Source organism: Paracandidimonas lactea (assembly GCF_021653995.1).
GTDB lineage: Bacteria > Pseudomonadota > Gammaproteobacteria > Burkholderiales > Burkholderiaceae_B > Allopusillimonas > Allopusillimonas lactea.
This window is the reverse complement of record NZ_JAJJOZ010000001.1, coordinates 386742-412266: the sequence shown is the minus strand read 5'-3', so window position 1 is coordinate 412266 and position 25525 is coordinate 386742. Positions and strand designations below refer to the sequence as shown.

Annotated in this window: 20 protein-coding genes and 2 pseudogenes; 13 read left to right on the top strand and 9 right to left on the bottom strand. The window is 62.6% G+C overall.

Annotation, left to right across the window (positions count from 1 at the left end; all coding sequences use genetic code 11):
- Positions 1–92: 92 nt before the first annotated feature.
- The 4 genes from glnA to LOL23_RS01925 form a co-directional block, all read right to left on the bottom strand.
- Positions 93–1505, bottom strand: a complete 1413-nt coding sequence (glnA, locus tag LOL23_RS01940) for a type I glutamate--ammonia ligase (RefSeq protein WP_160976415.1) — start codon at positions 1503–1505, stop codon at positions 93–95.
- A 222-nt stretch (positions 1506–1727) separates the two neighbouring features.
- Complete coding sequence (hemW, locus tag LOL23_RS01935) at positions 1728–2951, bottom strand: radical SAM family heme chaperone HemW (protein WP_237173094.1); 1224 nt, start codon at positions 2949–2951, stop codon at positions 1728–1730.
- Positions 2948–3607 (bottom strand): RdgB/HAM1 family non-canonical purine NTP pyrophosphatase, encoded by a 660-nt coding sequence (gene rdgB / locus LOL23_RS01930; protein WP_237173093.1) that lies wholly within the window; start codon positions 3605–3607, stop codon positions 2948–2950. The genes hemW and rdgB overlap by 4 nt, the downstream gene beginning before the upstream one ends.
- Positions 3608–3611: 4 nt before the next feature.
- A complete protein-coding gene (locus LOL23_RS01925; protein WP_160976409.1) occupies positions 3612–4571 on the bottom strand; it encodes a LysR family transcriptional regulator in 960 nt (319 codons plus the stop codon).
- A 209-nt stretch (positions 4572–4780) separates the two neighbouring features.
- Between LOL23_RS01925 and LOL23_RS01920 the strand changes: the two genes are divergently transcribed.
- Together LOL23_RS01920 and LOL23_RS01915 are read left to right on the top strand one after the other, a co-directional pair.
- The gene (locus LOL23_RS01920; RefSeq protein WP_160976407.1) at positions 4781–5941 is read left to right on the top strand and encodes an acyl-CoA dehydrogenase family protein; all 1161 of its coding nucleotides are present in this window, start codon (positions 4781–4783) and stop codon (positions 5939–5941) included.
- A 76-nt stretch (positions 5942–6017) separates the two neighbouring features.
- Entirely contained in the window at positions 6018–7370 is a 1353-nt protein-coding gene (locus tag LOL23_RS01915) for an MmgE/PrpD family protein (RefSeq protein ID WP_237173092.1), read from the top strand.
- 217 nt (positions 7371–7587) lie between these two features.
- On the opposite strand, the gene rph is transcribed toward LOL23_RS01915, so the two are convergent.
- Positions 7588–8331, bottom strand: a complete 744-nt coding sequence (gene rph, locus LOL23_RS01910; RefSeq protein ID WP_439652061.1) for a ribonuclease PH — start codon at positions 8329–8331, stop codon at positions 7588–7590.
- A 331-nt stretch (positions 8332–8662) separates the two neighbouring features.
- Complete coding sequence (locus LOL23_RS01905) at positions 8663–9601, bottom strand: YicC/YloC family endoribonuclease (protein ID WP_160976403.1); 939 nt, start codon at positions 9599–9601, stop codon at positions 8663–8665.
- A 418-nt stretch (positions 9602–10019) separates the two neighbouring features.
- On the opposite strand from LOL23_RS01905, the gene LOL23_RS01900 reads away from it, so the two are divergent.
- The 4 genes from LOL23_RS01900 to LOL23_RS01885 all read left to right on the top strand — a co-directional run bounded on the left by LOL23_RS01900 (position 10020) and on the right by LOL23_RS01885 (position 13187).
- On the top strand, positions 10020–10703 hold the full coding sequence (locus LOL23_RS01900; protein WP_160976401.1) for a 3-oxoacid CoA-transferase subunit A: 684 nt from the start codon (positions 10020–10022) through the stop codon (positions 10701–10703).
- Positions 10700–11341 carry a 3-oxoacid CoA-transferase subunit B gene (locus tag LOL23_RS01895; protein WP_237173091.1) on the top strand — a complete coding sequence of 214 codons (642 nt, stop codon included), beginning with the start codon at positions 10700–10702 and terminating at the stop codon, positions 11339–11341. The genes LOL23_RS01900 and LOL23_RS01895 overlap by 4 nt, the downstream gene beginning before the upstream one ends.
- Before the next feature lie 267 nt (positions 11342–11608).
- On the top strand, positions 11609–12595 hold the full coding sequence (locus tag LOL23_RS01890; RefSeq protein WP_237173090.1) for a bile acid:sodium symporter family protein: 987 nt from the start codon (positions 11609–11611) through the stop codon (positions 12593–12595).
- Positions 12596–12614: 19 nt separating this feature from the next.
- Positions 12615–13187, top strand: a complete 573-nt coding sequence (locus LOL23_RS01885) for an AAA family ATPase (protein ID WP_160976395.1) — start codon at positions 12615–12617, stop codon at positions 13185–13187.
- 118 nt (positions 13188–13305) lie between these two features.
- Here the strand turns inward: LOL23_RS01885 and LOL23_RS01880 are convergent.
- Both LOL23_RS01880 and LOL23_RS01875 read right to left on the bottom strand, forming a co-directional pair.
- Positions 13306–13626 (bottom strand): annotated as a pseudogene (locus LOL23_RS01880) (zinc ribbon domain-containing protein); the annotation flags it as partial.
- 275 nt (positions 13627–13901) lie between these two features.
- A pseudogene (locus LOL23_RS01875) lies at positions 13902–14936 on the bottom strand (AI-2E family transporter); the annotation flags it as partial.
- 225 nt (positions 14937–15161) lie between these two features.
- On the opposite strand from LOL23_RS01875, the gene LOL23_RS01870 reads away from it, so the two are divergent.
- From LOL23_RS01870 to LOL23_RS01855, 4 genes are all read left to right on the top strand, one after another.
- Positions 15162–15992, top strand: coding sequence for a ferritin-like domain-containing protein (locus LOL23_RS01870; RefSeq protein ID WP_237173089.1), 831 nt, complete (start codon positions 15162–15164; stop codon positions 15990–15992).
- Positions 15993–16411: 419 nt separating this feature from the next.
- Positions 16412–17467 carry a D-alanyl-D-alanine endopeptidase gene (gene pbpG / locus LOL23_RS01865; protein ID WP_237173088.1) on the top strand — a complete coding sequence of 352 codons (1056 nt, stop codon included), beginning with the start codon at positions 16412–16414 and terminating at the stop codon, positions 17465–17467.
- A gap of 13 nt (positions 17468–17480) precedes the next feature.
- Positions 17481–18257 (top strand): NRDE family protein, encoded by a 777-nt coding sequence (locus tag LOL23_RS01860; RefSeq protein ID WP_160976393.1) that lies wholly within the window; start codon positions 17481–17483, stop codon positions 18255–18257.
- 247 nt (positions 18258–18504) lie between these two features.
- Positions 18505–18942, top strand: coding sequence for a carboxypeptidase-like regulatory domain-containing protein (locus LOL23_RS01855; protein WP_202411576.1), 438 nt, complete (start codon positions 18505–18507; stop codon positions 18940–18942).
- 10 nt (positions 18943–18952) lie between these two features.
- Here the strand turns inward: LOL23_RS01855 and ypfH are convergent, their stop codons facing one another.
- Positions 18953–19717, bottom strand: coding sequence for an esterase (gene ypfH / locus LOL23_RS01850; RefSeq protein WP_237173087.1), 765 nt, complete (start codon positions 19715–19717; stop codon positions 18953–18955).
- Positions 19718–20108: 391 nt separating this feature from the next.
- Here ypfH and imuA point away from each other — a divergent pair, with 391 nt between their 5' ends.
- From imuA to LOL23_RS01835, 3 genes are read left to right on the top strand one after another with little or no spacing between them, the layout of a single operon-like run.
- On the top strand, positions 20109–20855 hold the full coding sequence (gene imuA / locus LOL23_RS01845; protein WP_237173086.1) for a translesion DNA synthesis-associated protein ImuA: 747 nt from the start codon (positions 20109–20111) through the stop codon (positions 20853–20855).
- Positions 20785–22272, top strand: a complete 1488-nt coding sequence (locus tag LOL23_RS01840) for a Y-family DNA polymerase (RefSeq protein WP_160976389.1) — start codon at positions 20785–20787, stop codon at positions 22270–22272. Before imuA ends, LOL23_RS01840 begins: the two co-directional genes overlap by 71 nt.
- 9 nt (positions 22273–22281) lie before the next feature.
- Entirely contained in the window at positions 22282–25503 is a 3222-nt protein-coding gene (locus LOL23_RS01835) for an error-prone DNA polymerase (RefSeq protein ID WP_237173085.1), read from the top strand.
- Positions 25504–25525: the final 22 nt, after the last annotated feature.

Genomic DNA, 25525 nt, shown 5'->3' with positions numbered 1-25525 from the left:
CCGACGCTTTCAGGCGGTGAACTTTGCTGGGTGCATACGCTTTCGCCCGCTGCCGGCGGCCTGCGCGTGCATGCACGCGCAGACCTGCAACCTTACAAGCTGTAGTACATATCGAACTCGATCGGGTGCGTGGTCATGCGCAGGCGCGTGACTTCGCTCATCTTGAGTTCGATGTAGGCATCAAGCATGTCGTTGCTGAACACGCCGCCACGGGTGAGAAACTCACGGTCGCGATCCAGGGCGTCCAGTGCTTCTTCAAGCGAGGCGCACACGGTCGGGATCTTCGCATCTTCTTCCGGCGGTAGGTCGTACAAGTTCTTGTCGGCCGGATCACCGGGATGGATCTTGTTCTGCACACCATCCAGGCCCGCCATCATCAGCGCCGCAAACGTCAGGTAGGGGTTGGCCAGCGGATCGGGGAAGCGGGCCTCAACACGACGCGCCTTGGGGCTGCCCACATAGGGAATGCGAATGGAGGCCGAGCGGTTGCGAGCCGAGTATGCCAGCTTGACGGGCGCTTCGTAGTGCGGCACAAGACGCTTGTAGGAGTTGGTGCCAGGATTGGTGATGGCGTTGAGCGCCTTGGCATGCTTGATGATGCCGCCAATATAGTAAAGCGCGAACTCGGACAGGCCGGCGTAGCCGTTGCCGGCGAACAGATTCTGGCCGTCCTTCCAGATGGACTGATGTACGTGCATGCCCGAGCCATTGTCGCCCACGATAGGCTTGGGCATGAAGGTGGCCGTCTTGCCATAGACATGCGCAACGTTGCGGATCGTGTACTTGAGAATCTGGTTCCAGTCGGCGCGCTGCACCAGGGTGGAAAACTTAGTGCCGATCTCAAGTTGGCCAGGCGCCGCCACTTCATGGTGATGGATCTCGACCGGTACGCCCTGCTGCTCGAGCAGCAAGCACATTTCGCCGCGCATGTCCTGGAAGGAATCGACCGGAGAAACAGGCACATAGCCGCCTTTGAGGCCCGGGCGGTGCCCCGTGTTGCCGCCCTCAACATCCAGGCCGCGCGACCAAGGCGCCTCTTCAGACTTGACCTTGACGAAGCACCCGGACATGTTGTCGTCCCAGCTCACACCGTCAAAGACAAAGAATTCGGGTTCAGGGCCGAAGTAAGCGGTATCGCCCAGGCCGCTGGACTTCAGATAGGCTTCGGCACGCTTGGCCAGCGAACGCGGGTCGCGGCTGTAGCCCTTCAGGTCGGAAGGTTCGACGACGTCGCAGGTAAGGTTGAGCGTGACTTCTTCACGGAAAGGATCCAGGCGGGCCGAGCCAGCGTCCGGGATCAACAGCATGTCAGAGGCCTCGATCCCCTTCCAGCCAGCGATCGAGGAGCCGTCGAAGGCCACACCCGACTCCAGTTTCTCTTCGTCCACCGAATGCGCGGGAACGGTCAGGTGATGCTCTTTGCCGAGCGTATCGGTGAAGCGAAAATCGACGAACACGACCTCACGGTCTGCGATCAGCTTGGTAACGTCTTCGGGAGTGGACATAAAGGCTCCAGGGGAGGATAAATACAGAACAGGGCTGCGATATGAGACAAAAAGCAATACGCGTGCCAGATTTGCTGGGCCCGATTTTGCTGAAAACGCGGCCTGCCATGCGGCGGGAGGGCGCGTAACGCCCCGTTATGGGGCGGCACGCACATTAATGGTGCATATTTTAGTGCATAGCCAGTGCGATGCGCTGTTTACGCGACGCATCCCGGCAACGTTTCAGGGCAGAAACTCCGCCTGCAGGTCATTGAGGAAACGCCAGCCCAGTTCGCTGGCTTTCAGGCGCTCTCGGTCCGGATCCAGCAAGCCGCGGGCGGTTGCTCGCTCGATGGCGGGCATAATGGTAAGGATGGACTGCCCGGTATGCGCGATGAAGTCGCCGCGATCGACACCACCTTTCAGGCGCAGCGCGTTGAGCATGAATTCGAAGCCCAGGTCCTGCCACGGCACCTCGCGGTCTTCGGCGATATGGCTGCCATCGCGCCGAACCGCCTTGTCTATCCAAGAAGCTGGGTTGCGCAGGCGCGCCTGGCGCACAATGCGGTCGTGGAACGAGAGCTTGCCGTGCGCGCCGGGCCCAATACCAAGGTAATCGCCAAATTGCCAATAGTTGAGATTATGCCGACATTGCTGCCCGGGCTTGGCATAGGCAGATACTTCGTAACGCGACCAGCCGCCCTGCGCTGTCATGGCCACGATCATGTCCTGCATCGCGGCGCTGGCATCGTCGTCAGGCACGACAGGCGGGTACTTGGCGAAGACGGTATTGGGCTCCATCGTCAGGTGGTACAGCGATAAATGCCCGGTGCCGAAAGACATGGCTTCGTTAAGGTCGCGGGCGCAGCCTTCCAGCGATTGCCCCGGCAGCGCGAACATTAGGTCGAGATTGACGCGGTCCACCGCACGTTGCGCAATATCGATGGCCGCGCGCGCCTGCCGGCTGTCATGAATGCGGCCAAGGGCTGCGAGCGCGCCGTCGTCGAAGCTTTGTATGCCCAACGAGATGCGGTTCACGCCACTGGCAGCATAATCGGCAAATCGCCCCGCCTCTACTGTTCCTGGGTTGGCCTCCATGGTGATCTCGGCATCCGGCAATAAATTCAGGCAGGCGCGAAACAGAGCGAGCATTTGGTCCATTGCCGACGAGGAAAGCAGACTGGGCGTCCCGCCGCCAATGAACACCGAAATGACCTGACGGCCCCAAACCAACGGCAGCGCTTGTTCCAGATCAGCCTGCAAGGCCTCCAAGTACGCTTGCTCGGGTATCTCCCCGCCCGCCTCGTGGGAATTGAAATCGCAGTAAGGGCATTTGCGCACGCACCACGGCACGTGCACATAGAGCGACAGCGGCGGAAGGCTGCGCAGAATGGTGGCCCGCTGCTGCCCGCTTCCGGCAACCACGCCGGGCTGCCGCGAGGCCACGCGTACGGTGGGTGTGGTCATGACAGCGCACCCCTCACGCCTCTATCGTGCAAGCCTCGCAGCAACACCTGCAAGGCCTGGGCGCGGTGGCTGATTGCGTTTTTTTCCGCCGGGCTCAGTTCGGCGACGGTACGGCCCAGGCCGGGCAGGTAAAAATGAGGATCGTAGCCAAAGCCGTTCTCCCCCCGCGGGGAGTCGATGATTTCGCCCTCCCAGCGGCCCTCGGCAATGAGTGGCGTGGGATCCTGCGCCGATTGCACATAGACCAGCAGCGCAACATAACAGGCTCGGCGATCGGTGCAATCGGCCAACTCACGCACCAGGCGCTGATTATTGGCGGCATCCGACTTGGGACCACCCGCCAGCGCCGCGTAGCGTGCAGAAAACACGCCGGGCGCGCCATCCAGGGCGTGCACACACAACCCGGAATCGTCGGCCAATGCAGGCAGGCCGGTGAAGCTGCTGGCGTGGCGCGCCTTGGCCAGCGCGTTCTCGACGAAGGTTGAAAACGGCTCGTCAGCTTCGGGCACGCCCAGCTCGCCCTGCGCGACCATGACAATACCCGCCTGGCCAAGTATGGCGGAAAACTCTTTCAGCTTTCCGGCGTTGTTGGAAGCGAGCACGACTTTTGTGCCGGCGATGGCATTTGAGGAATATGTATCGTTGGAGGAATTCATGTCTTTACATCGGAGGTGTGCTGGCATCGCAGGCGGCGTCGGTGGCACCTTGCGCCAGAGTTTCGTCCTGTGCGCCGTCCCTGACCAGGAGGGATACCAGGTCTTTGGCGAAAACGGGCAGTTTGTCGAATTGCCGCACGCAGATGCTGAGCCGGCGCAGCGACCAGGAGTCGTTCAGGCCGATCATGGCCAGCGGCAGGCCCTGCACATAGCGCCGCGCGGCAGATTCTGGAATGACCCCAATCCCGACCTGTGCGGCGATCAGGCGGCATGCGGCCTCGAAGTTGCTGACTTCGACCCGGAATCGCAGCACGCGCCCGATTTCGTCGGCGGCCTGCAACAGAAAGCTGTGAATAGCGCTGGCCTCAAACAGGCCAACGTAGTCCCATGACAGAGTGGCGTCAAAATCCACCGAGACATGGGCGGCAAGCGGATGATCGCGGTGCGTGACCAGCACCAGGCGATCGGTGCGGTAAGGCAGGAATTCTATGTTTTCGCCGCCGCCGCTTTGCGCGGTGATACCGATATCGGCCGAGCCGTCGGCCACCGCCTTGACCACTTGGTAGCTGAGGCGTTCGCGCAGCTCGACATTGACCTCGGGGTGGGCGCTGAGGTAGCGGGCCAGCACATTAGGCATGAATTCATTCATGGCCGTTGTGTTGGCAAACACACGGATCTGCCCCTTGACCCCGCTGGCATACTCGCGGATGTCGCCGCGCAGGTGTTCGAGCTGGCGCAGCACAATGCGGGCGTGGCGCACGAACGCCTCGCCGGAGGGCGTGAGGGTGACGCCCTGGCTGTTGCGATACAGCAGCGCGGTGCCCAAGTGCTGCTCCAGGTTCTTGACGCGATTGCTGGCGGCAGGCAAGGAAAGAAACGAGCGCTCGGCTCCCTTGGTCATGCTTTGGGCACTTGCAACATTCACCATTAATTGCATGTCGATCAGGTCGAAATGCGTGGCCATCGTAACGATCTCGCGCAGTAGTGGGTTAAGAAAGCTTGCCGGCGATGCATGCCGCCACGGGGCAGGCCGACATCAGGGCGCGCAGCGCGCTCTTCATGAATTAGAAAGCCCCGCTTAAGCAAGCAATAATTGGCAAGCCGCGACGCTTGGGGCACAGTAGCGCAACGACAGCAATCCACCTCTATTGTAATAAACCCGGAATCCAAGCCATGACCAACCCGCACAACGACTTCCAGGACATCCGCGACGCCATCCGCGACCTGTGCGCACAGTTCCCGCCCGAATACTTTCGCAAGGTGGACGAAGAACGCGGCTACCCCGAAGCGTTCGTCAAGACGCTCACCGAAGCCGGTTGGCTGGCGGCGCTCATCCCCGAAGAATACGGCGGCTCGGGTTTGAGCCTCACAGCGGCCTCGGTCATCATGGAAGAGATCAACCGCAACGGTGGCAATTCGGGCGTGTGCCACGGGCAGATGTATAACATGGGCACGCTGCTGCGCCATGGATCCGACGCACAGAAAAACCTGTACCTGCCGCGCATTGCCAGCGGAGAGCTGCGCCTGCAGTCCATGGGCGTCACGGAACCCACCACCGGCACCGATACCACCAAGATCAAGACCACCGCGGTGCGCAAGGGCGACCGATATGTCGTGAATGGCCAGAAGGTATGGATCTCGCGCATCCAGCATTCCGACCTGATGATTCTGCTGGCGCGCACCACGCCGCTGGAGCAGGTGAAGAAGAAATCGGAAGGCATGTCGATTTTCATCGTTGACCTGCACCAGGCCATCGGCAAGGGCATGGAGGTGCGCCCCATCCCCAATATGGTAAACCACGAAACCAACGAGCTCTTCTTTGACAACCTGGAAATCCCTGCCGAGAACCTGATCGGCGAAGAAGGCAAGGGGTTCAAGTATATTCTCGACGGCCTGAACGCAGAACGCACGCTGATCGCCGCCGAATGCATTGGCGATGGTCGCTGGTTCATCGACAAGGTCTCGGCCTATGCGAAGGAGCGCATTGTATTCGGCCGCCCCATTGGTCAGAACCAAGGCGTGCAGTTCCCCATCGCTCGCGCTCACATCAATATCGAGGCAGCCAGCCTGATGCGTTTCGAAGCCTGCCGCCTGTTCGATGCGCACCAGCCCTGTGGCGCCCAAGCCAATATGGCCAAGCTGCTCGCGGCCGATGCTTCATGGGAGGCCGCCAACGCCTGCCTGCAATTCCATGGCGGCTTCGGCTTTGCCAACGAATACGACATCGAGCGCAAGTTCCGCGAAACGCGCCTGTATCAAGTGGCGCCGATTTCCACCAACCTTATCTTGTCGTACGTGGCCGAGCATATACTGGGCCTGCCACGCTCGTTCTGATCGCAAGCCAATGAAACAAGGCGGCCCCGCGCCGCCCTTCCCCCAACACTGTCAAATACCATCAGGCAAACATATCATGAGCCATCCCAGCGCTGAGCTTGCCGCCTTCGCCGCAGGCCTATCCTACGAAGAAATCCCCGACGCAGTGCTGCGCCGCACCGAAGACTTGATGCTGGATACGCTGGCATCGATATTGGCCGGTTCCAGCGCGCGGCCGGTGCAGGCCATCGGGCATTTCGCCGACGCCATGGGGCCTGCCAGCGGGCCTTCTGAAAACATGGTCACACGCAAGACTACCAGCCCATTGTTTGCCGCCATGGTCAACGCCGCCTCCGCGCATATGGTGGAGCAGGATGACGTGCACAACGGCTCGGTGTTCCACCCTGCCGCCGTGGTGTTCCCGCCTGCCATCGCAGCTGCCCAGGCCTTGGGCCGCACCGGCCGCGAACTGCTCACGGCCTGTGTCGCGGGCTATGAGGTCGGTATCCGCGTTGGCGAATTCCTGGGTCGGTCGCACTACAAAGTATTCCATACCACCGGCACAGCGGGTACGCTGGCGGCTGCGGCGGCTGTGGGCCGGCTGCTCAACCTCACCGCCGAACAGATGCTCGACGCTTTTGGTTCGGCTGGCACCCAGGCCAGCGGCCTCTGGGAATTCCTGCGCGATGCGGCGGATTCCAAACAACTGCATACCGCCAAAGCGGCCGCCAGTGGCCTGACGGCCGCCTACCTGGCGCAAGAGGGCTTTACCGGCGCGCGCCGCATCCTGGAAGGCCCCCAGGGCATGGCGGCCGGCATGTCCAGCGACGCCAACCCCGCCAAGCTCACAGACGGGCTGGGCCAGCGCTGGACGGTACTCGAGACCTCCTTCAAATACCACGCCTCCTGCCGCCATACCCACCCTGCCGCCGACGCCCTGTTGGCACTGGTGCGTGAACACGGCCTGACGGCTGGCGATATCGAATCCGTTACGGCCCGTGTACACCAGGGCGCCATCGACGTGCTAGGGCCGGTGGTCAACCCCACCACCGTGCATCAGTCCAAGTTTTCGATGGGCACGGTGCTGGGCCTGATTGCCGTTCACCAGCGCGCCGGTCTGGCTGAATTCGATGCCGGCCTGGAAAACGCGCAGGTCAGCGACTTCCGTAATCGGGTGTCGATGGAACTGGACCAGGAGGTGGACACCGCCTACCCTGCACGCTGGATCGGCAAGGTTGCCGTGCGTACACGCGACGGGCGTACGCTGGAGAGCCGTGTGGACGAACCCAAGGGCGATCCGGGCAACACGCTGTCGCGCGCCGAGATCGAAGACAAGGCCCGCCGCCTGAGCACCTACCGCAACGCGGCTACGGCGCAAGAGGCGCAGGCCATTATTGACAAAGTATGGGCGATTGCCCGCGCGCCTATGGTGGGGCACTTCCTGGAGTAAACCCGTGTACGGGCTTGGCGATGGCAAGCGCCGGGCCTCGCTGCCTGCGCAGACAGCGCTTTGTGCAAACGCCAAACGGCAACGTATGCGTTGCCGTTTGGCATGTGTGCGTGCCATGCATGATTGCCCGGCGCTTGCCCGGCTTTGCCTGACGCCTGGGCTGGCTGCGTAAACTTCGCGGTTGTATAGGCGCGGGAATGCATACCGCGCCACGCGATCAGGCGCTTTCGAGCGCCTTTTTCTGTATGCCAATCAAGTCGGCGATGCCGTTCTGGGCCAGGTCCAGAAGGCTGTCCAACTGCTCGCGGCCGAAGGTCTGCCCCTCGGCGGTACCCTGCACCTCCACGAAATGGCCTGCGCCCGTCATGACGATATTCATGTCAGCGCCGCAGCCCGAGTCTTCGATATAGTCAAGATCCAGCACTGGCTGCCCCTCGTACAGGCCGACGGACACCGCCGCCACGTGATCGAGGACCGGCGAGGCGGCCAACTGCCCATCGGCCACCAGCCGCCGCATGGCCAGCGCGGCCGCCACCCAGGCGCCGGTAATGCTGGCGCAGCGTGTGCCGCCGTCGGCCTGGATGACATCGCAATCCAAATGCAGTGTGCGCTCGCCGAGCGCGCCCAGATTGAACACTGCGCGCAGGCTGCGCCCGATTAGGCGCTGGATTTCCTGCGTGCGCCCGCTCTGCTTGCCGCGTGCCGCCTCGCGATCAGACCGCGTGTGCGTAGAGCGCGGCAGCATGCCGTACTCGGCCGTGACCCAACCCTGGCCCTTACCCTTCAGAAAGGGCGGCACCTTATCCAGCACACTGGCATTGCACAACACATGCGTATTGCCGGCACGGATCAGCACCGAGCCTTCGGCGTAGCGGGTGTAGCCCGTTTCAAGCGTGATGGGCCGCAGCTCGGCGGCGGAGCGGCCCGAAGGCCGGCGCGAAGATGTGATGAAATCGGACACTGCAACCTCTCTGGAAAACAATAAGGGCGGCCTGGCTGACGCCGGCCACCCCGGACAGAAAGGCATTTTCGCACGGAACAGCCGCTGCTCCTTCCATCCGGATGCTCCTGGCCTTGACCAGTGATGCGAATTGCATCGCCCCGCCATCGCGGCGGAAGGCCTGCACCGGCAACGCCGCGAAAGCTGCGCACTCGCGCCGAGCCATGGTGCCGCTTAGTGGTTCGGCGTCGATCAGGCAGGCTAGCGGCGAAAAACGCACCACGCCAGTACAGGCATAAGACGTGGCGTCGCACTCCGGCGCGTAGCGGGTAGCGGGTAGCGGGTAGCGGCCCTATTCGATATTTTGCGCCTGCTCGCGCATCTGCTCGATCTGCAGCTTCAGGTCAATAGCGGCGCGGGTGACGCTGAGGGCGCCGGCCTTGGAGCCCAGGGTATTGGCCTCGCGATTCATTTCCTGGAACAAAAAGTCGAGCCGCTTGCCGGCACTGCCGCCGCCTCTACGGCCGCGCCCAGATTCACCGTCAGCCACATCTGCGGCCAGCAGGTGGCGCAGTTCGGCAATATGGGAACGCAGACGCGACAGCTCTTCGGCCACGTCGATGCGCAGGGCGAACAAGGATGCCTCTTGGGCAATGCGGGCTGAAAGCTCATTGCCGCTGATCTGGGCGAAGCCTTCGGGGCTGGCCGCCAGCAAGGCATCGCGCAGCCGTGTGGCGATCTTCTCTTGATGCTCTGCCAACAGCGTCGGCAGGTCGCGTTCAACCTCGTCGACGATAACGCCCGCTGTAGCCGCGCACTCGAGCATCATCTGCGCAAGGCGTGCGCCCTCGCGTTCGCGGGTTGCCTGCAGATCCGCCAATGCCTGCGCCGTGGCTTGCTGGCACATCGCCATCCAGGCTTCGCCATCCATGCTGTCCACCTCAGTTCCGCGCGAAGCGGCAGCCAGTTCGGAGAGTGTGGGAGCGGGAACATCAGCGATGTAGCGACGGGCAAGCTCGAGCTTGCGGGCCTGATCGGCCAGGCGTGCTTCGTCGAGCTGGACCTCAATGGCGCTCGCCGCGCGGGCAAAGGAGACGCGGATATCCACTTTGCCGCGTTTCACCTGCTGGCCAAGCTGCTCCCGCACCATCCCTTCCGCCATGCGCAGCTCTTCGGGGATGCGGAAATTGATATCGAGAAACCGGCTGTTCACGCTGCGGAATTCAATATTGACGCTGCCGTGCGTAGATTCTGCGCGGGCGCTGCCGAAGGCGGTCATGCTGCGTATCATGGGCTTGGGTTCCTGAGGTGACGTGCGGCGCCGCGTATGTACGACGCGATGTTTCAATCGCAGAATTGTACTTGGACAAGCCGTAGACCCGCTGCCAACTCTGCCATTCACCGCAGGCATGCATGCCTCATCATGCGTGCCTGCTGGCGGCACGCCGTGCACACGCAAGCGCCGCCATAACAACCCCAGCCATCGACCGAGCATATGCATGATATCGCTGCCCAACAAAACGTCCGACTAGTGAACTATTTTTATTCAACCCTCTCGTCCCACCCACGAGAGCTTCACTCACTATACAGAATCATGCAGTAAAAAATGTCCGCACAATGAACACTATAGTTATGGGTCGTTGACATCCCGCCCGTGCAAATGGAACCATGGCTGCCATTCCTTTCCTCGCAACTACACGCGCGCAACCATGATCTCAAAAATCGTCGCTTCGGCCGCCGACGCGCTGGCCGACGTACCTGACGGTGCCACCGTCTTGATCGGGGGCTTCGGCACTGCGGGCCAGCCCATCCAATTGATCGACGCCTTGCTCGAACAGGGTGCCAAAGACCTTACCATCATCAACAACAACGCCGGAAATGGCACCACGGGCCTCGCCGCACTGCTGGGTGCGGGCCGTGTGCGCAAGATTATCTGCTCCTTTCCGCGACAGTCGGATTCGCAGATTTTCGACGGTCTATACCGCAGCGGCAAGATCGAGCTCGAACTGGTGCCCCAGGGCAACCTCGCCGAGCGTATCCGCGCCGCTGGCGCCGGTATCGGGGCGTTCTTCACGCCCACCGGCTACGGCACACCGCTGGCCGAGGGCAAAGAAATCCGCGAGATTAATGGCCGACAATACGTGCTCGAGTACCCCTTGTATGCGGACTACGCCCTGATCAAGGCGGACCAAGGCGATCGTTGGGGCAACCTCACCTTCCGCAAGACCGCGCGCAACTTTGGGCCCATCATGGCCAGCGCAGCCAAAATCGCCGTAGCCCAGGTGCGCGAAGTCGTCGAGTTGGGTGAACTCAATCCCGAAAACATCGTCACCCCCGGTATCTTCGTCAAGCGCGTCGTGGCGCTGGACGCCGCAGACAAGGAGCAAGCATGACCGCCAAACTTACGCGCGACCAAATGGCCGCCCGCGTGGCGCGCGACATTCCCGAGGGTGCATACGTAAACCTTGGTATCGGCCTGCCCACCCTGGTAGCCAATCATCTGCCGGCTGATCGCGAAGTGATCCTGCACACCGAAAACGGCATGCTCGGCATGGGGCCGGCGCCCGCACCCGGGCAGGAAGACTACGACCTGATCAACGCGGGCAAGCAGCCCGTCACCGAGCAGCCCGGCTGTGCCTACTTCCACCACGCCGATTCCTTCGCCATGATGCGCGGCGGCCATCTCGACATCTGCGTCCTGGGAGCATTCCAGGTTTCACGCACGGGCGATCTGGCCAACTGGCACACGGGCGCACCCGACGCGATACCCGCCGTGGGCGGCGCCATGGACCTGGCCATCGGCGCAAAAGACGTGTTTGTCATGATGGAACTGCTCACCCGCGATGGCACCAGCAAACTCGTCGAACGCTGCACTTATCCACTTACGGGCGTGGGCTGCGTGTCGCGTGTGTACACCGACATGGCTGTGTTCAACATCAAAAATGGTGAGATCACCGTCGGCGATCTCTTCGGCGACACCACGTTCGAAGATCTGCAGCGCCTCACCGGCCTGTCACTCAAACACGCCTGATCCGCACACGGGTGGTGACACCCGCACGCAGCTCCAGCCTGCGCAATGGTGCGCGCAGCGAAACACTGCATCGTGGTGCGCCCACCCGTCAGGTGTCTCCTCCCGACGGGTGCCTCCTCCCATCAGGCTTCACCCCTGACACGGCGCGCTTTCCGTGCAAGCCGGCACAGCAGCACGGCGAAGGGGCTACAATCGAGCAACGGGCATCGTCCATGACGATGCCCATGTTCATTCTCTCGCTCCATCGCCCATCCTTCCGCCCGGCTCATGCTTGCTCGTCTTCGCCTCGTTTTCGACAATTTCACACTGATACTGATCGCAGTAGTCGCGGCCGCCACTTTCCTGCCAGCCCATGGCCGTGGCGCAGCGTTTTTCGAGCTGCTCACCAGCCTTGCCATCGGCTTGCTTTTCTTCATGCACGGCGCCAAGCTGTCGCGCCAGGCAATCATCGCCGGGGCGACACACTGGCGGCTGCATCTGCTGGTATTTGCCTGCACCTTCATCTTCTTCCCGCTGCTCGGTCTGGCGTTGCGTCCGCTGCTGCAGCCGGTGTTGGGCGAGCCGCTGTACATTGGCGTGCTGTATCTGTGCGCCTTGCCCGGCACGGTGCAATCCGCGATTGCGTTCACGTCCATCGCACGGGGCAACATTGCAGCGGCCGTCTGCAGCGCTTCCGCCTCGAGCCTGATTGGCATCATCGTGACACCGCTGCTCGTGAACCTGATGATAAACATCGATGCAAGCGGTGCCACATCACTGCTCGACGCAATCTGGCACATCAGCGTCCAGTTGCTGCTGCCCTTTGTCGCCGGCCATCTGATGCGGCCCTGGATAGGCAACTGGGTCGACCGCAACCGCAGCTGGCTCAAGAATGTGGACCAGGGCTCCATTTTGCTGGTGGTCTACACCGCCTTCAGCGCCTCTGTGATAGGCGGCCTCTGGAACGAAGTACCGCCGCTGGCACTCCTGGAACTAACCCTCTTCTGTTGCGCCTTGCTCGCAATCGCCCTCTACGGCACGGCAAAAATGGCGCGTAGGCTGGGTTTCAATACCCAGGACGAAATCACCATCGTATTCTGCGGCTCCAAGAAAAGCCTGGCGACCGGCGTGCCGATGGCGCAGGTGCTGTTCACGGGCGCGGCCGTCGGCCCCGCCCTGCTGCCTGTCCTGATTTTTCACCAGATCCAGTTGATGGTGTGCGCCGTGATGGCCCAGCATTACGCGCGCGGCAAACACGACCTGGCCACTGCTTGATCCCTCTTCCGATACCGTCATGCCGACCGCTCTCTTCATCCTTGGACATGCCGGCGTCGGCAAGTCCTTCCTGACTACACAATTTGTGCTCCAGCAACGCAAGGCGCGCCATGCCTGGTGTGTACTGGACAAGGACGTTGTGAGCGAATGCTGGTCAGGCCCGCTGCTGCAGGCCTTAGGCTTCGACCCGAACGACCGCGACAGCCCCGCCTTCAAGACACATGTGCGCGACCTGGGCTACCAAAGCACGCTGCGCATCGCGCGCGACCAGCTCGAATTCGACCTGGACGTAGTCCTGCCCGGCCCCTGGAACCGCGAACTCTCTTCGGGCGCGCTGTTTTCGCCGCAGGCGCTCGGGCTGCCGGGCGAAACGCGCTTGCGCCATGTGTGGCTCGACTTGTCACCAGAGATACGCCGCGAGCGCATCATCCGCCGGGGCGACCCGCGCGACCAATGGAAGCTCGATCACTGGGACGCCTACCTGGCCCCGCTCAGGCAGCCAGACGCTGTATTGGCGGGCAAGGTGCATATTGTGGACGCCAGCCTGCCGCTGGAGACGCAGCTTGAGATACTGCGATCGCTGACTGCCTGATAAGGCTGAGCGACCCATGCACGGACAGTGCGGGCCCAGTGGAAACAACGCCCCTTTACTGGCAGCGTTGGGCATGGGAGCACGTTGACATCCTCCCCTCCCTAAAGAAAGGGGATTCCTACGGCGCTCGCAGCGGCGCAAGGCTGCTGTGCGTCGCTTCGGTGGGTTCCTGCTTCGCAGAGGCTGCACGCTTGGCCCTTGCGGGCCTTGCACGGCTGACGTCCTCTCCACAGGCTGCAACGCGGTGTCCCCGCGCCAAAATATTCATCGCGCCGACCACATCGGCGTTTTCCTCGTAGCCGCATTGCACGCACGCAAACCGCGCCTGCGTCTTGCGGTTGTCCGCGTGGACATGGCCGCAGGCTGGGCATGCCCGGCTGGTGTTGTGCGGCGGCACGGCAATGAGCCAACCGCCCGCCCACGCCAGCTTGTAGATCAGGCCGGCTGCCCTTTAGGCGTCTGCTTGGCGGGCCGGGTCGGCGACTCGAAACGGCCGCCCGCACTCGAGGCAGGCGCCGGCGCAAGGGCGTGCTTATCCGCCAAGGCAACCGCATCGACGGCGGGTTCGGCAACGAGGGCCGCTTGCGCGACGCCGGCTGCCTCGGCTGGGACGTGCGCGCCACCCGCGACAACAGCCGTATTGCCGGCCGCCGCTGCGTCATCACCGGCCGGCATGACCACATTGACCGGTAGCGCCTCCTCGGCCTTTTCGTGTATCCATTCACGCCAGATCGCGACCAGCAGCGCCATCAGCACCGGACCAACAAAAAGCCCGACCAGCCCCATGGTTTGAACGCCGCCGACCAAGCCAAAAAACGTGGGCAGGAAAGGCAGCTTGACGGGCCCGCCCACCAGCCTGGGGCGCAAGGTTTTATCGACAATGAACAGCTCGACCGTGCCCCACAGGAACAGCCCCAGACCGGCCATGGCATGGCCCGAGCCCACCAGGTACAGTGAGACCAGTGAAAATGACAACGGCGCGCCGCCGGGCACCAACGCCATGAAGCCTGTGATCACACCGAGCAGCACCGGAGAGGGCACACCAGCGACCCAATAGGCAATGCCCAGCACTACGCCTTCGCCCAACGCGATCAACCCCATACCGGTGACGGTAGAGTTGATGGTGGCTGGCACCATGCGGGAAAAGCGCTGCCAGCGCCCAGGCAAAATACGTTCGCCGACGATGTCGAGCTGATGCAATATGCGACTGCCGTCTTTGTAGACAAAGAACAGCGTGATCAGCATGAAAATCACAGTAAGCAGCAAGCGGAAGATATCGCCCGTGGCTGACAGCAGCATGCGGTAGATATTGCCGAGATGCTCGCCGCTGACCATTTCGACCAACTCACCCAGCGCATGCGGCGCGCCGAGGTATGTTTGCCAATATTTGGCCAGATGCTCACCCACCAGCGGCAAGGCGGGAATCCAGGCGGGCGTGGGCATGCCGTCGCGGTTAGCCGCCAGCATCCAGCCGATGAAGCCACTGGCTTCACGGATGGCATACGTTAATGCGAACGAAAGCGGAACCACGAGAACCGTGATCACCACCAGTAGCGCAATGGTTGCGGCAAGCGGCCGCGAGCCGTGGCAGCGCCGCATGAGGCGGCGATAGAGCGGCCAACTGGCCAGGGCGATGATCAGCGCGGCAAGCACAGGCACCAGAAAGCCGCGAAGAAAATAGAGCCCAACCAGCACGACCAGCACCAGTAGCCAGCGTGCGATCAGGTGGGCGGGCAAGACAGGTTGCATGTTTGAATTTGGAGGTGTTCAGCGTGAACGGAACGGCGCGCCGGCTGGGCGCGTCTACGTTCCACAATAGCATGAATTTGTTTCAATCCACAGCAAAATTGTTACATAGCAAGGCTGACAAGCACGACAGTATCCCGGCAGCCGCTGTATGCTGAATACATTCGCTTTGTGTATCCACAGCGTGCCCAGGTGCTTGCAGGCCGGGCCATTCATGGAGGCTCGGGAATGCCGGACCAAAAAGATGTCGAAGAGCATTGGACACTGGACACAATTCCTTATCACATGATCGACATTGGGCGCGCACGCGCCAACGAGGACCTTTTCTATCTTGTTGCCGGTGCGTCATTTGTCGAGATCGCCGCCGAGCTTTATACCGACAATCTGATCGACTATTTCAGCGGCGATACCGAAGTCGTGCAATGGCTGGCGCAGCGATGGAAGCCCGAAGAGCTGCGCCACGGCTATTCATTGCGCGGCTACGTGGAGCACGTATGGCCAGAGTTCGACTGGCAGCGTGCCTACGAGGGTTTTTTTGCCGAATACTCCGCCCGCTGCACCCTGGACGAATTCGAGCCCGCGCGCAGCCTCGAAATGGTGGCTCGATGTGTGGTGGAAACAGGCACGGCCACGTTTTACCAGGCGCTGGGGAAAATGGCCTGCGAGCCGGTGCTGGCCGGCATTGCCGCCCGCATTCGGGCCGACGAGGTAGGTCATTACAAATACTTTTATCGTTTCTTCCGGGCCTACGGCGAAAGGCAGCCGCCAGGCCGCCTGCGCATACTCGCCGCTTTGCGGCGCCGTATGGTGGAAGCTCGCAACGACGACGCCGAGATTGCGCTGCGTCATGTGCACCGCATCCGTATGCAACCACAAGGAGAGCCAAATGCGGACGCAACGATGCGCGACGTCATGGCACGGCTGAGCGGTTCGGTGAAGCAACACTACCCTGTCGACATGGCCGCCAAAATGTTGCTGCGCCCACTCGATCTGCCGGCCCCGCTTGCCCGTTTCCTGGAAGGCCCCGTGGCACGGGCCACTGCCCGCATTCTGCTTTGACCGCACGTGACGCACGCGTGACTGACAGATCTCGCCAACACTCACGTACTGCAATATTTTCAGGAGCCAGGCGGCGTAAAATCCAAGTGCGCCAGGCGTAATGCCCGCCCACCTTGCCGCCGCCGTCGCAGCGAAAACGCTTCTTCTTGGCGAACCCTCAGCGCATAGGGTGGCTCCGCCCCTGTCCACAACGCAATGCATAGTGTTTCACCAGCCCGATGCGCATCAGGCACAGTGTGGTCATTGTTGCGGGCATGGCGCCAAAGACGCTGCTGCTGTATTCATATACAGCAAAAACCTTTAAATCAACCAGGTTTTGCACCCAAAGCTAAGAAATTACTTAAATATGGCCTGTAACTATCTAATATAAAGAGATTTTTTGATATCATTTCGGCTAATCTCTCATCGGAACGTCTCCCATGTCCGCACTTAAACGCTACGTCATGCGTTGCCTGGCACAGGTGGCCCTTGGCCCGGCTTGCCTGGCATTCGCGGTTGCGCCCGCCCACGCCGAATCCGGTGCGCCCACCCACGCCACGACGCGTGTGCATGGCACTCAAATCCTGCATCGGCAAAACCTGCACCCCGTCCGGTACGCGGCCGACAGCCATGGCGTACTCACTCGTGCGAGCCTGAGCCAGCCTGGGGCTGGCACACAACTACCCAGCGCGGTTTCACCCCGCTCCGAAGACCTCGGCATCAAACCCCTTACGGGCAAAGCCTCGCTGCGATCCGAAATCGCCTATGTACAAGACCTGGCAACCGCCACAGTGCTGTACAACAAAAACGCAGACGACACCCCGCGGCCCATCGCGTCCATCTCCAAACTAATGACCGCCCTGGTGGTGACCGAAGCAGGCCTGCCAATGGACGAAGTCATGCAGATCACCGAGGCCGATGTCGACCGCATGCGCCATTCCAGCTCGCGCCTGCGCGTGGGCACCGAATTAAATCGCGGCGATATGCTGCACCTTGCGCTGATGTCGTCCGAAAACCGCGCGGCGCATGCGCTGGGCCGCTACTACCCTGGCGGCCTGCCAGCTTTCGTGCGCGCCATGAATGACAAGGCGCGTGCGCTGGGCATGCGCAATACGCGCTTTGTCGAGCCTACCGGCCTGTCCAGCGAAAACGTTTCCACGGCGCGCGATCTGGTCAAGCTGCTGCAGGCGGTAAGCAAACAGCCGCTGATCCGTCGCTACACTACCGACGACCGCTACGAGCTGCAGGTGGGAAAAGGCCGTCAGCTCGTCTACAACAATACCAACCGTCTGGTTCGCAACGACAACTGGGACATCCGCATTTCCAAAACCGGCTTCATCAACGAAGCGGGCGAATGCCTGGTCATGCTCACACGCATTGGCGACCGCGACCTGGCCATCGTGCTGCTGAACTCCAGTGGACGCTATTCGCGCATTGGCGACGCGGTGCGCCTGCGCAACCTGGTCGAAAACTCCAACGCCATCGCCATGCTGTAGACAACGGGGCGCCATGTGCATTGCCTATCTCGCCCTCGGCGCCCATGCGCGCTGGCCGCTGTTCATCGCAGCCAACCGCGATGAGTTCCATGCCCGCCCCTGCAGCGTCGCGCAACCCTGGACACAACGCCCCGACATCATCGCTGGCCTTGATCTGCAGGGTGGCGGCACTTGGCTGGGGGTTACGCACGCGGGCCGCTACGCCCTGATCACCAATTACCGCGAGCCCGGCCATGCACTGGCCCATGCGCCCTCGCGGGGGCGGCTCGTCAGCGATTACCTGGAGGGCGCGCAGTCGCCGCTCGACTACGCGCGGCAGGTGCATGCGGACGGCACGGCATACAACGGCTTCAATCTGATTGTGGGCGACAGGCAGCAAGCCTGCTATCTCAGCAACCGTGCGGGCCAGGCGGCCCCCGTAGTGCTGCCGCCGGGGCGTTATGTGCTGTCCAATCATCTGCTGGATACACCCTGGCCCAAAGCGCGCCGCTTGCGCAGCGCGCTTGACGCCTTTGCGCTCGAAGGCCTTGAGGCGTCTCTGGCACCGGCATTCGATGCGCTTCGGGATGCCACCCAGGCCGAGGAGCACGCGCTGCCGAACACGGGCCTGACTCCGGAGCGCGAGCGCCTGCTCAGCAGCCCCTTTATCGTCAGCCCCGACTACGGTACCCGCTGCTCGACCCTGATCGCGCTTGGCGCGAGCGGGCAAGGTTTGTTGAGTGAGCTCAGCTACGATGCCCAGGGGCGCCCCGTGCAGCGCCACGACTGGCCGTTCAGGCTGGTGGGCTGAGCCTGGCGCCGCTACAGGCCGTACGGGCATAGGATGCATAGCGGCGCAGCCCTTGAGGCTCCCGTGCTTGCACTTGCAGCAAGTGGCATACACTCGTCCAGGAGTGCCCGGCACGCGCTACACGCGGCATACGATATGCTGAACTCCATCCAGCCTTTGCGTTTCCAGCTGGCACGGAACAATCAACAACAGCCCAACCAACCAGGTCTGATCAACCAGCACCTTCATATTGGGCACGGAGCACACCATGAATCGCATCTCTTTTGCGGCTACCGCGTTGGCGAGCCTGCTTGCCTTGGGGGCCGCCCAGGCGCAACTGCCGCCCACGCAAAACCAGAACGGCATTGTTTATGTATCCGGCGGCTTTGGCCAGGATGAATCCACGGCATTCAGGCAAGCCAAATCGCAATATGCCTTGGCGCTTACTTTTGCCACCCATGCCGAAGGCAGCAGCAGTTCGCCCTATGCCGCGGATGTGCAAGTGGTGATCCGCGACATCCAGGACCAGCCCGTACTGAACGTAACCTCGGATGGCCCGTATTTCCTGGCGCGCCTGCAGCCTGGCAGCTACAAGGTTTTTGCAACCTACGAGGGCCAGACACAGTCGCAAAAAGTGGTGATCAAGGCAAGCGGCACGACCGATATCAAGTTCACCTGGAAACTGCCCGCCAGCGGCCCCATGTAGCCTGCCTTGGTCAATGCAAGGTGTCACCAGGGCCGGGGCTTCTGCTTTGGCCTTCTTGGTGCTGGGCTTCGTCCAGCGAAGCGAAGGCAGCTTCCCAACTGCGCAGGGGCACGCAGGTTTGCAGCCGCACCACAGCCTGGTTGACCAGTGCCTCGTGGAGCGTGTGCCCCACCCCCGATGCGATGTCCAGCGTCGCATCGGCTTGCAGCTCGCCCAAATGTTTGAGGCTGGCTTCGATTTCACGCACAGATATCACGTCGTCTTGCGCGCCATGAAAGAAATGCAGCACTGTGGCAGGCGGAACGTGTTCGGGCAAACGGGTATAAGCACCTGAAAAGGCCAGGACACGGCCAGCCAGATCATTGCGTTCGTGCACGGCCTCAAGCGCCAATGTGGCACCCTGCGAGAACCCGGCCAGCGCGGTTTGCTGGCCGCTCAGGCCATAGGCCTGCTGGATGGCACGCACTTCAGCGATCAGCGAGGCCACGGCTTTTTGCATGCGCTCGGCCTGATTGCCCGCGTGCAGCTCTACCGGATCGACCCAGAAGTAAGCATCCGCTACTTGGCCCGCGCCCGGGCAGGCGCGGTTTTCGAAGGCATAAGGCAATACCACCATTGAGGCAGGAAAGGCCTGCTTGATGGCGTCGGCCAGTGGAAACAACTGACGCGGCGTGGCGTCTTCGCCGTGCAGCAGCACAAACAACAACTGCGGCTTACCGCTGCGTGGCACAAATACGTAGGGCTGCGGCAACCCCGGCTTTTCAAACATCCCCATGGGTGGGCGCCTCCGGAAAACGCTAAATCAAGTCTGAAATCAATAAGGAAATTGTACGCTGAAGCGCCCTGCACGCCGGGGCTTCTTCGGGCGAATGCAGTGGCAAGCCAAGATGGAAATAGAGCCAACCACGCCTGTATAGACTGTATCGAATGCGCGCAGTCGGTCGAATGAGCACAGTGCAGTTGGGCAAAATTTTTATAAAGCTTTATACTGTGTATTCATACAGTTTTTTGAAAGACGGATACCTTGGCTCAGTTGCCACAATCCCTGACGCATCTGCGCCGGCCAATCTGATGCGGCCCCGCTTGCCGTCTTCGTTCGCCGCGGCTTTGCCTGTCCATCTGCCACGATTTATCTGTTTCGATTCCACGATTCACGTCTCGCTTCCATGGCCCAGACCGCTCCTGTTCATTCGCCGGCCGCACTCCGGCACCCCGAGCGCATCCACCCCGCTTTGTGGCGAGGCAGCCAGTTGGCGCGCCCGCCTGGGGCGGCAGTGAGCACGGGTTTTGGCGCACTCGACAAGCAATTGCCCAGCGCTGGCTGGCCTCTGGGCTCATTGGTCGAACTGCTCCCCGACCGGCCGGGCCAGGGTGAGCTTTCCCTGCTGCAGCCTGCCCTGGCCCGCCTGCCTGGCGAACGGGGTATTTACCTGCTCGCCCCTCCTTGCACACCATATTTCCACTGTTGGTCCAACTGGGGGCTGGGAGGCCGCCAGATTATATGGATCACGCCCGCCAGCATGGCCGACACACTCTGGGCCGCCGAACAGATCCTGCGCCACAATGCCGGCGCCGCCCTGCTTTGCTGGGCGGGCCCCCTGCGCCCCGCCGCACTGCGCCGGCTGCATCTGGCCGCCCGGCAAAGCGACACGCTGTTCATCATGGCACGCCCGCCCACGGCGGCCGAGCAGGCCAGCGCAGCCCCTCTACGCCTGGCGCTGGCCCCTGCCGCGCACGGCCTGGACATCCGTATCCTGAAACGGCCGGGGCCGGCCTGCGCCGTCACCATCTCACTGGCCTTGTATCCGGCGCGGGCGGCTTCCACCGCCCCTGTTCTCCATCATGCAGCTCTGGATCAGTCTTTACCTCTGCACGCACAGCCTGGACGTCAGTTTTCCGAACTGGTCGGCTGAGCAAGCGGCAGCCGTGCTGGTGCGCGACCGCATCCATACCTGCACACCCGCTGCGCAGGCCCGGGGCGTATCGTCTGGCATGAGTGCAGGGGCTGCGCGCAGCCTAGCCCCCGGCATCCAGCTCGCGCCTGACGACCCCTCGGCCCGCGAACGCCATCTGCGCGCCCTGGCTCTGGGCATGCTGCAATACACGCCCAATGTGACGTTCTTTCGCGAACATGCCGTACTGATGGAGGTGCGGGCCAGCCTTATCCTCTTCGGCGGGCCGGTTCAACTGTGCCACCGCGTCCGCGCCACACTTGCCAGGTTGGGCATGCGCGCCCAATTGGGCATGGCGCCCACTGCTCTAGGCGCCTGGCTGCTGTCCCGCCAGCACCCCGCCGGGCGGCGTGCGCTGTCCATGACGCGCCTGGCCCGCCTGCTCGACACCCTGCCAGCCCATGCCCTGCCTGCGGCGCAGCCCTATGCCGACTGGCTTGAAGGCATAGGCTGCCGCACACTGGGCCAGTTGCGTGGCCTGCCTCGCGCTGCCTTGCAGCAGCGCAGCGCGCCGGCACTCATGCGAGATGCTGACGCCGCCTACGGTCTCTCTGTGCAGTGTTTCGACTGGTTCGAACCACCACCCTGTTTCAGCCAACGTTACGACCTGGTCGAGCATATCGAACACACGGGCGGTGTGCTGGCCGTTGCGCTACGGCTCATCGAACAGCTCTGCGGCTGGCTGCAGGCTCGGCAACTGGCTGTGGGTCAGTTGGATTTCACGCTCGACCACGAAAAAGGCCGCCATGCGCGCCCACCTACCCGCTTCGCCCTGCGTTTATCCGAAAACGCCTGGGCGCCCGATGATTTTGCTGCAGTGCTGCGCGAGCAAGTCCAGACGCTGAGCCTGCCCGCGCCCGTCGTGGGCATCGCACTGAGCGCGCATCATCCAGCCGAACGGCCCCCGGCTAATACCAGCCTGCTGCCCGAACCCGCCCAGTGGCAGCGCCAAGAGCACCGCCTGCTCGATCTGTTGCGCGCCCGGTTGGGCCCGGCGCGCCTGCGGCGCAGCGTGCCTGTTGCCGATTACCGGCCTGAGCAGGCCAACCTATGGCTGCCTCTGGGCACCGAGCCCGATGGCGGCCTGGAAGGGGCTGCCATCGCCCCACCACCACAATTGCCAACACATGCCCGGCCATGCTGGCTGCTGGACCCTCCGGAGCCGCTCAATACCCGCAATAACCGCCCCATGCACCAGGGCGCGCCATTACGGCTGATTCTGGGCCCGGAGCGCATGGAAAGCGGCTGGTGGAGCAGTACCGGCCATGCCCAACGCGATTACTTCGTAGCCCAGGATAGCCAAGGCGCCCGCTATTGGGTCTACCGCCTGCGCGGCAAGCCGCCGCAGGGCTGGTTTCTGCACGGCCTGTTCGGCTAAGGGGCTGCCATGCACACTACCGCACTGTCCGGCTATGCCGAGCTGGATTGCCTGTCCAATTTTTCTTTTCTGCGCGGCGCCTCCTGCCCCGCACAACTCGTCGAACAAGCGGCCAGGCTTGGCTACCAGGCGCTGGCGCTGTGCGATGAGTGCTCGCTGGCCGGGGTCGTGCGCGCCTACACTGAAGCCGAACAACAAGGCATCAAGCTCATCGTGGGCAGCCGCTTCGAACTCGACGGCATGCATGTGATCATTCTGGCCTGCAATACCAACGGCTATGGTGACCTGTCCGAACTCATCACCCTGGCGCGGCGACGCAGCGGGAAAGGCTGCTATACCTTAGGCCTGCACGACATTGCCGAGCCGCCCGCAGGCTATGCACACCTGCGCCAACTGCCGGATTGCCTGGCCATCCTGCGTCCTGCGCATGACATCGCGCCGCCGTTGCTGGATGAACAGCTCGCCCGGCTCAAGTCCGTATTTCCTGCGCGCCTGTGGCTGGGCCTTGCCCTGCATCATGGCCACGCCGATGCCCGTCACCAGGCCACACTGGAAAAAGCCGCTGCCAATCACGCCCTGGAAGTCGTTGCGCTGGGGCAGGCCGAAATGCATGCGCGTTCACGCCAACCCCTGCACGATGTGTTGGCCGCCATACGTCTGAAGCGGCCGGTGGCGCAATGTGGCTATGCACTCAAGCCCAATGCCGAGCACCACCTGCGCAGCCGGGTGCGCCTGGCCAATCTCTATCCTGCTCGCGCACTGGCCCAGACACTGGCTATCAGCGAGCGCTGCACCTTTGACCTAAAAGACATACGCTACCAGTATCCGCGCGAAATCGTACCCGACGGCATGACACCGGCCGCTTATCTGCGCCAGGAAACCTACGCGGGCGCGAAACTGCGCTACCCAGGCGGCATCAGCGCCAAGGTGCGCAGCCAGATCGAAAGCGAATTGGCCATTATTGCCAGTCTGGCCTATGAGCCTTACTTTCTCACCGTCTATGACATTGTTCAATTCGCGCGTTCGCGCGGCATACTGTGCCAGGGTCGAGGCTCAGCCGCGAATTCCGCAGTGTGCTACTGTTTGCACATCACCGAGGTCGATCCGGAAAGCGGCAACACGCTGTTCGCACGCTTTATCAGCCATGCTCGCAAAGAGCCACCCGATATCGATGTGGATTTCGAGCATCAGCGGCGCGAAGAAATCATCCAATACATCTACGGCAAGTATGGGCGTGACCGTGCCGCCCTGACCGCGGTGGTCAGCAGCTATCGCATCCGCAGCGTATTGCGTGACACCGGCAAGGCGCTGGGGCTGGATGCGAACCTAATCGATCGCATCGCCAAGTCTTTTCATTACTGGGACGGCAAAACCGGCCTGCTGGACCGGCTGGCCGAACACGGCCTGGACCGCGACAGCCGGCTGGCAGGCATGTGGGCGCAGTTGGCCGAGGCGCTGCTAGGGTTTCCGCGCCATTTGTCTCAGCACCCAGGCGGGTTCGTGATTGCACGCGACAAGCTTTGCCGCCTGGTGCCGATCGAGAATGCCGCCATGCCCGATCGCAGTGTCGTGCAATGGGACAAGGACGACTTGGACGCCATGGGCCTGCTCAAGGTGGACGTGCTGTCGCTGGGCATGCTGTCGGCTTTGCGCCGCTGCCTGGCACTGGCCAGTGCGCGGCGCGGCCAGCCGCTGCGGATGCAGGACATCCCCGGCGACGACACAGCCACCTTCGAGATGATTGCCAACGCCGACACTGTCGGTGTGTTCCAGATCGAATCGCGCGCCCAGATGAGCATGCTGCCCCGCATCCGGCCGCGCGAGTTCTACGATTTGGTCATCCAGGTGGCCATCGTGCGCCCTGGGCCGATCCAGGGCGGCATGGTGCACCCCTACCTGCGGCGGCGCAATGGCGAGGAGCCCGCAATCAGCCCGACGCCTGCCATCGAAGCCGTGCTGCGCCGCACGCTGGGTGTGCCCATATTTCAGGAGCAAGCCATGCAGATCGCCATGGATGCAGCGGGCTTCAGCGCCGATGAGGCGGATCAGTTGCGTCGATCCATGGCTGCCTGGCGGCGCAAGGGTGGCGTGGGCAAATTCCATGATCGCCTGGTACAGGGCTTGTTAGCCAACGGTTGCCACAAGGATTTCGCCGAGGCGCTTTACCGCCAGCTCGAAGGCTTTGGCGAGTATGGATTTCCGGAAAGCCATGCGGCCAGCTTTGCCAAACTGGCTTATGTAAGCGCCTGGCTCAAGCGGCACGAGCCGGAAGCCTTTCTGGCTGCCCTGCTCAACTCTCAGCCCATGGGGTTTTACTCTGCCAGCCAACTGGTGCAGGATGCACGGCGGCACGGCGTACAGGTGCTGCCGGTGGACATCGCCCACAGTATGTGGGACAGCACTCTCGCATCCTGCGCATTGCACACGCCGCATGAGGCGTTGGTGTCAGCCACGGCGTCCGACGCGACGCCGGAGACAGCATCAGCCAGGATGCCCGGCTTTGCGCCGACGACTGCCGCCCGGCCTGCCGTGCGCCTGGGCCTGAGCCGGATCAAGGCGCTGTCCGAAGCGGCCGGCCGGCGCATCGAAGCGGCTCGCTGCGAACGCGCGTTCGACAACGTGCACGACTTGAGTCTGCGCGCAGCGTTGAGCCGCCACGACCTGGATGCCCTGGCCGCCGCCAACGCCCTGCAAGCCCTCGCCGGCCATCGCCGCCAAGCCCGCTGGCAAGCCGCCGGCCCCGCACTCAAAGGCCTGCTGCATGGCGCACCGATTACGGAACCCGTAATGCCCGCCCTGCCCGCTCCTGTCGAAGCCGAAGAGATCCTTGCCGACTACCAGTCGCTGCGTCTGACGCTGGGGCGCCATCCTGTCGCCCTGTTGCGCCCGGCCTTGCGGGAACGCGGCTTTCTTGACGCCGCTACCCTGGCAGGCAGCTACCCCGACAGGCGCCTGGCGCGCGCCTGCGGGATCGTCACAGGCCGCCAGCGACCCGGCACCGCCAAAGGCGTCGTCTTCGTTACTCTGGAAGACGAAAGCGGCAATGTGAATGTGATCGTGCATGCGCATCTGGCCGAGCGTCAGCGCGGCGAACTGATGCACACTCGGCTGATGGGCGTATATGGTGTCTGGCAAAAGCAGTCGGGCGTCTGCCACCTGCTGGCGTCCCGGCTGGTTGATCTTTCCCCTTTGCTGGACGGCCTGCCTACGCGCAGCCGCGACTTCCATTGAGAACACGGACCAGGCCACCCGA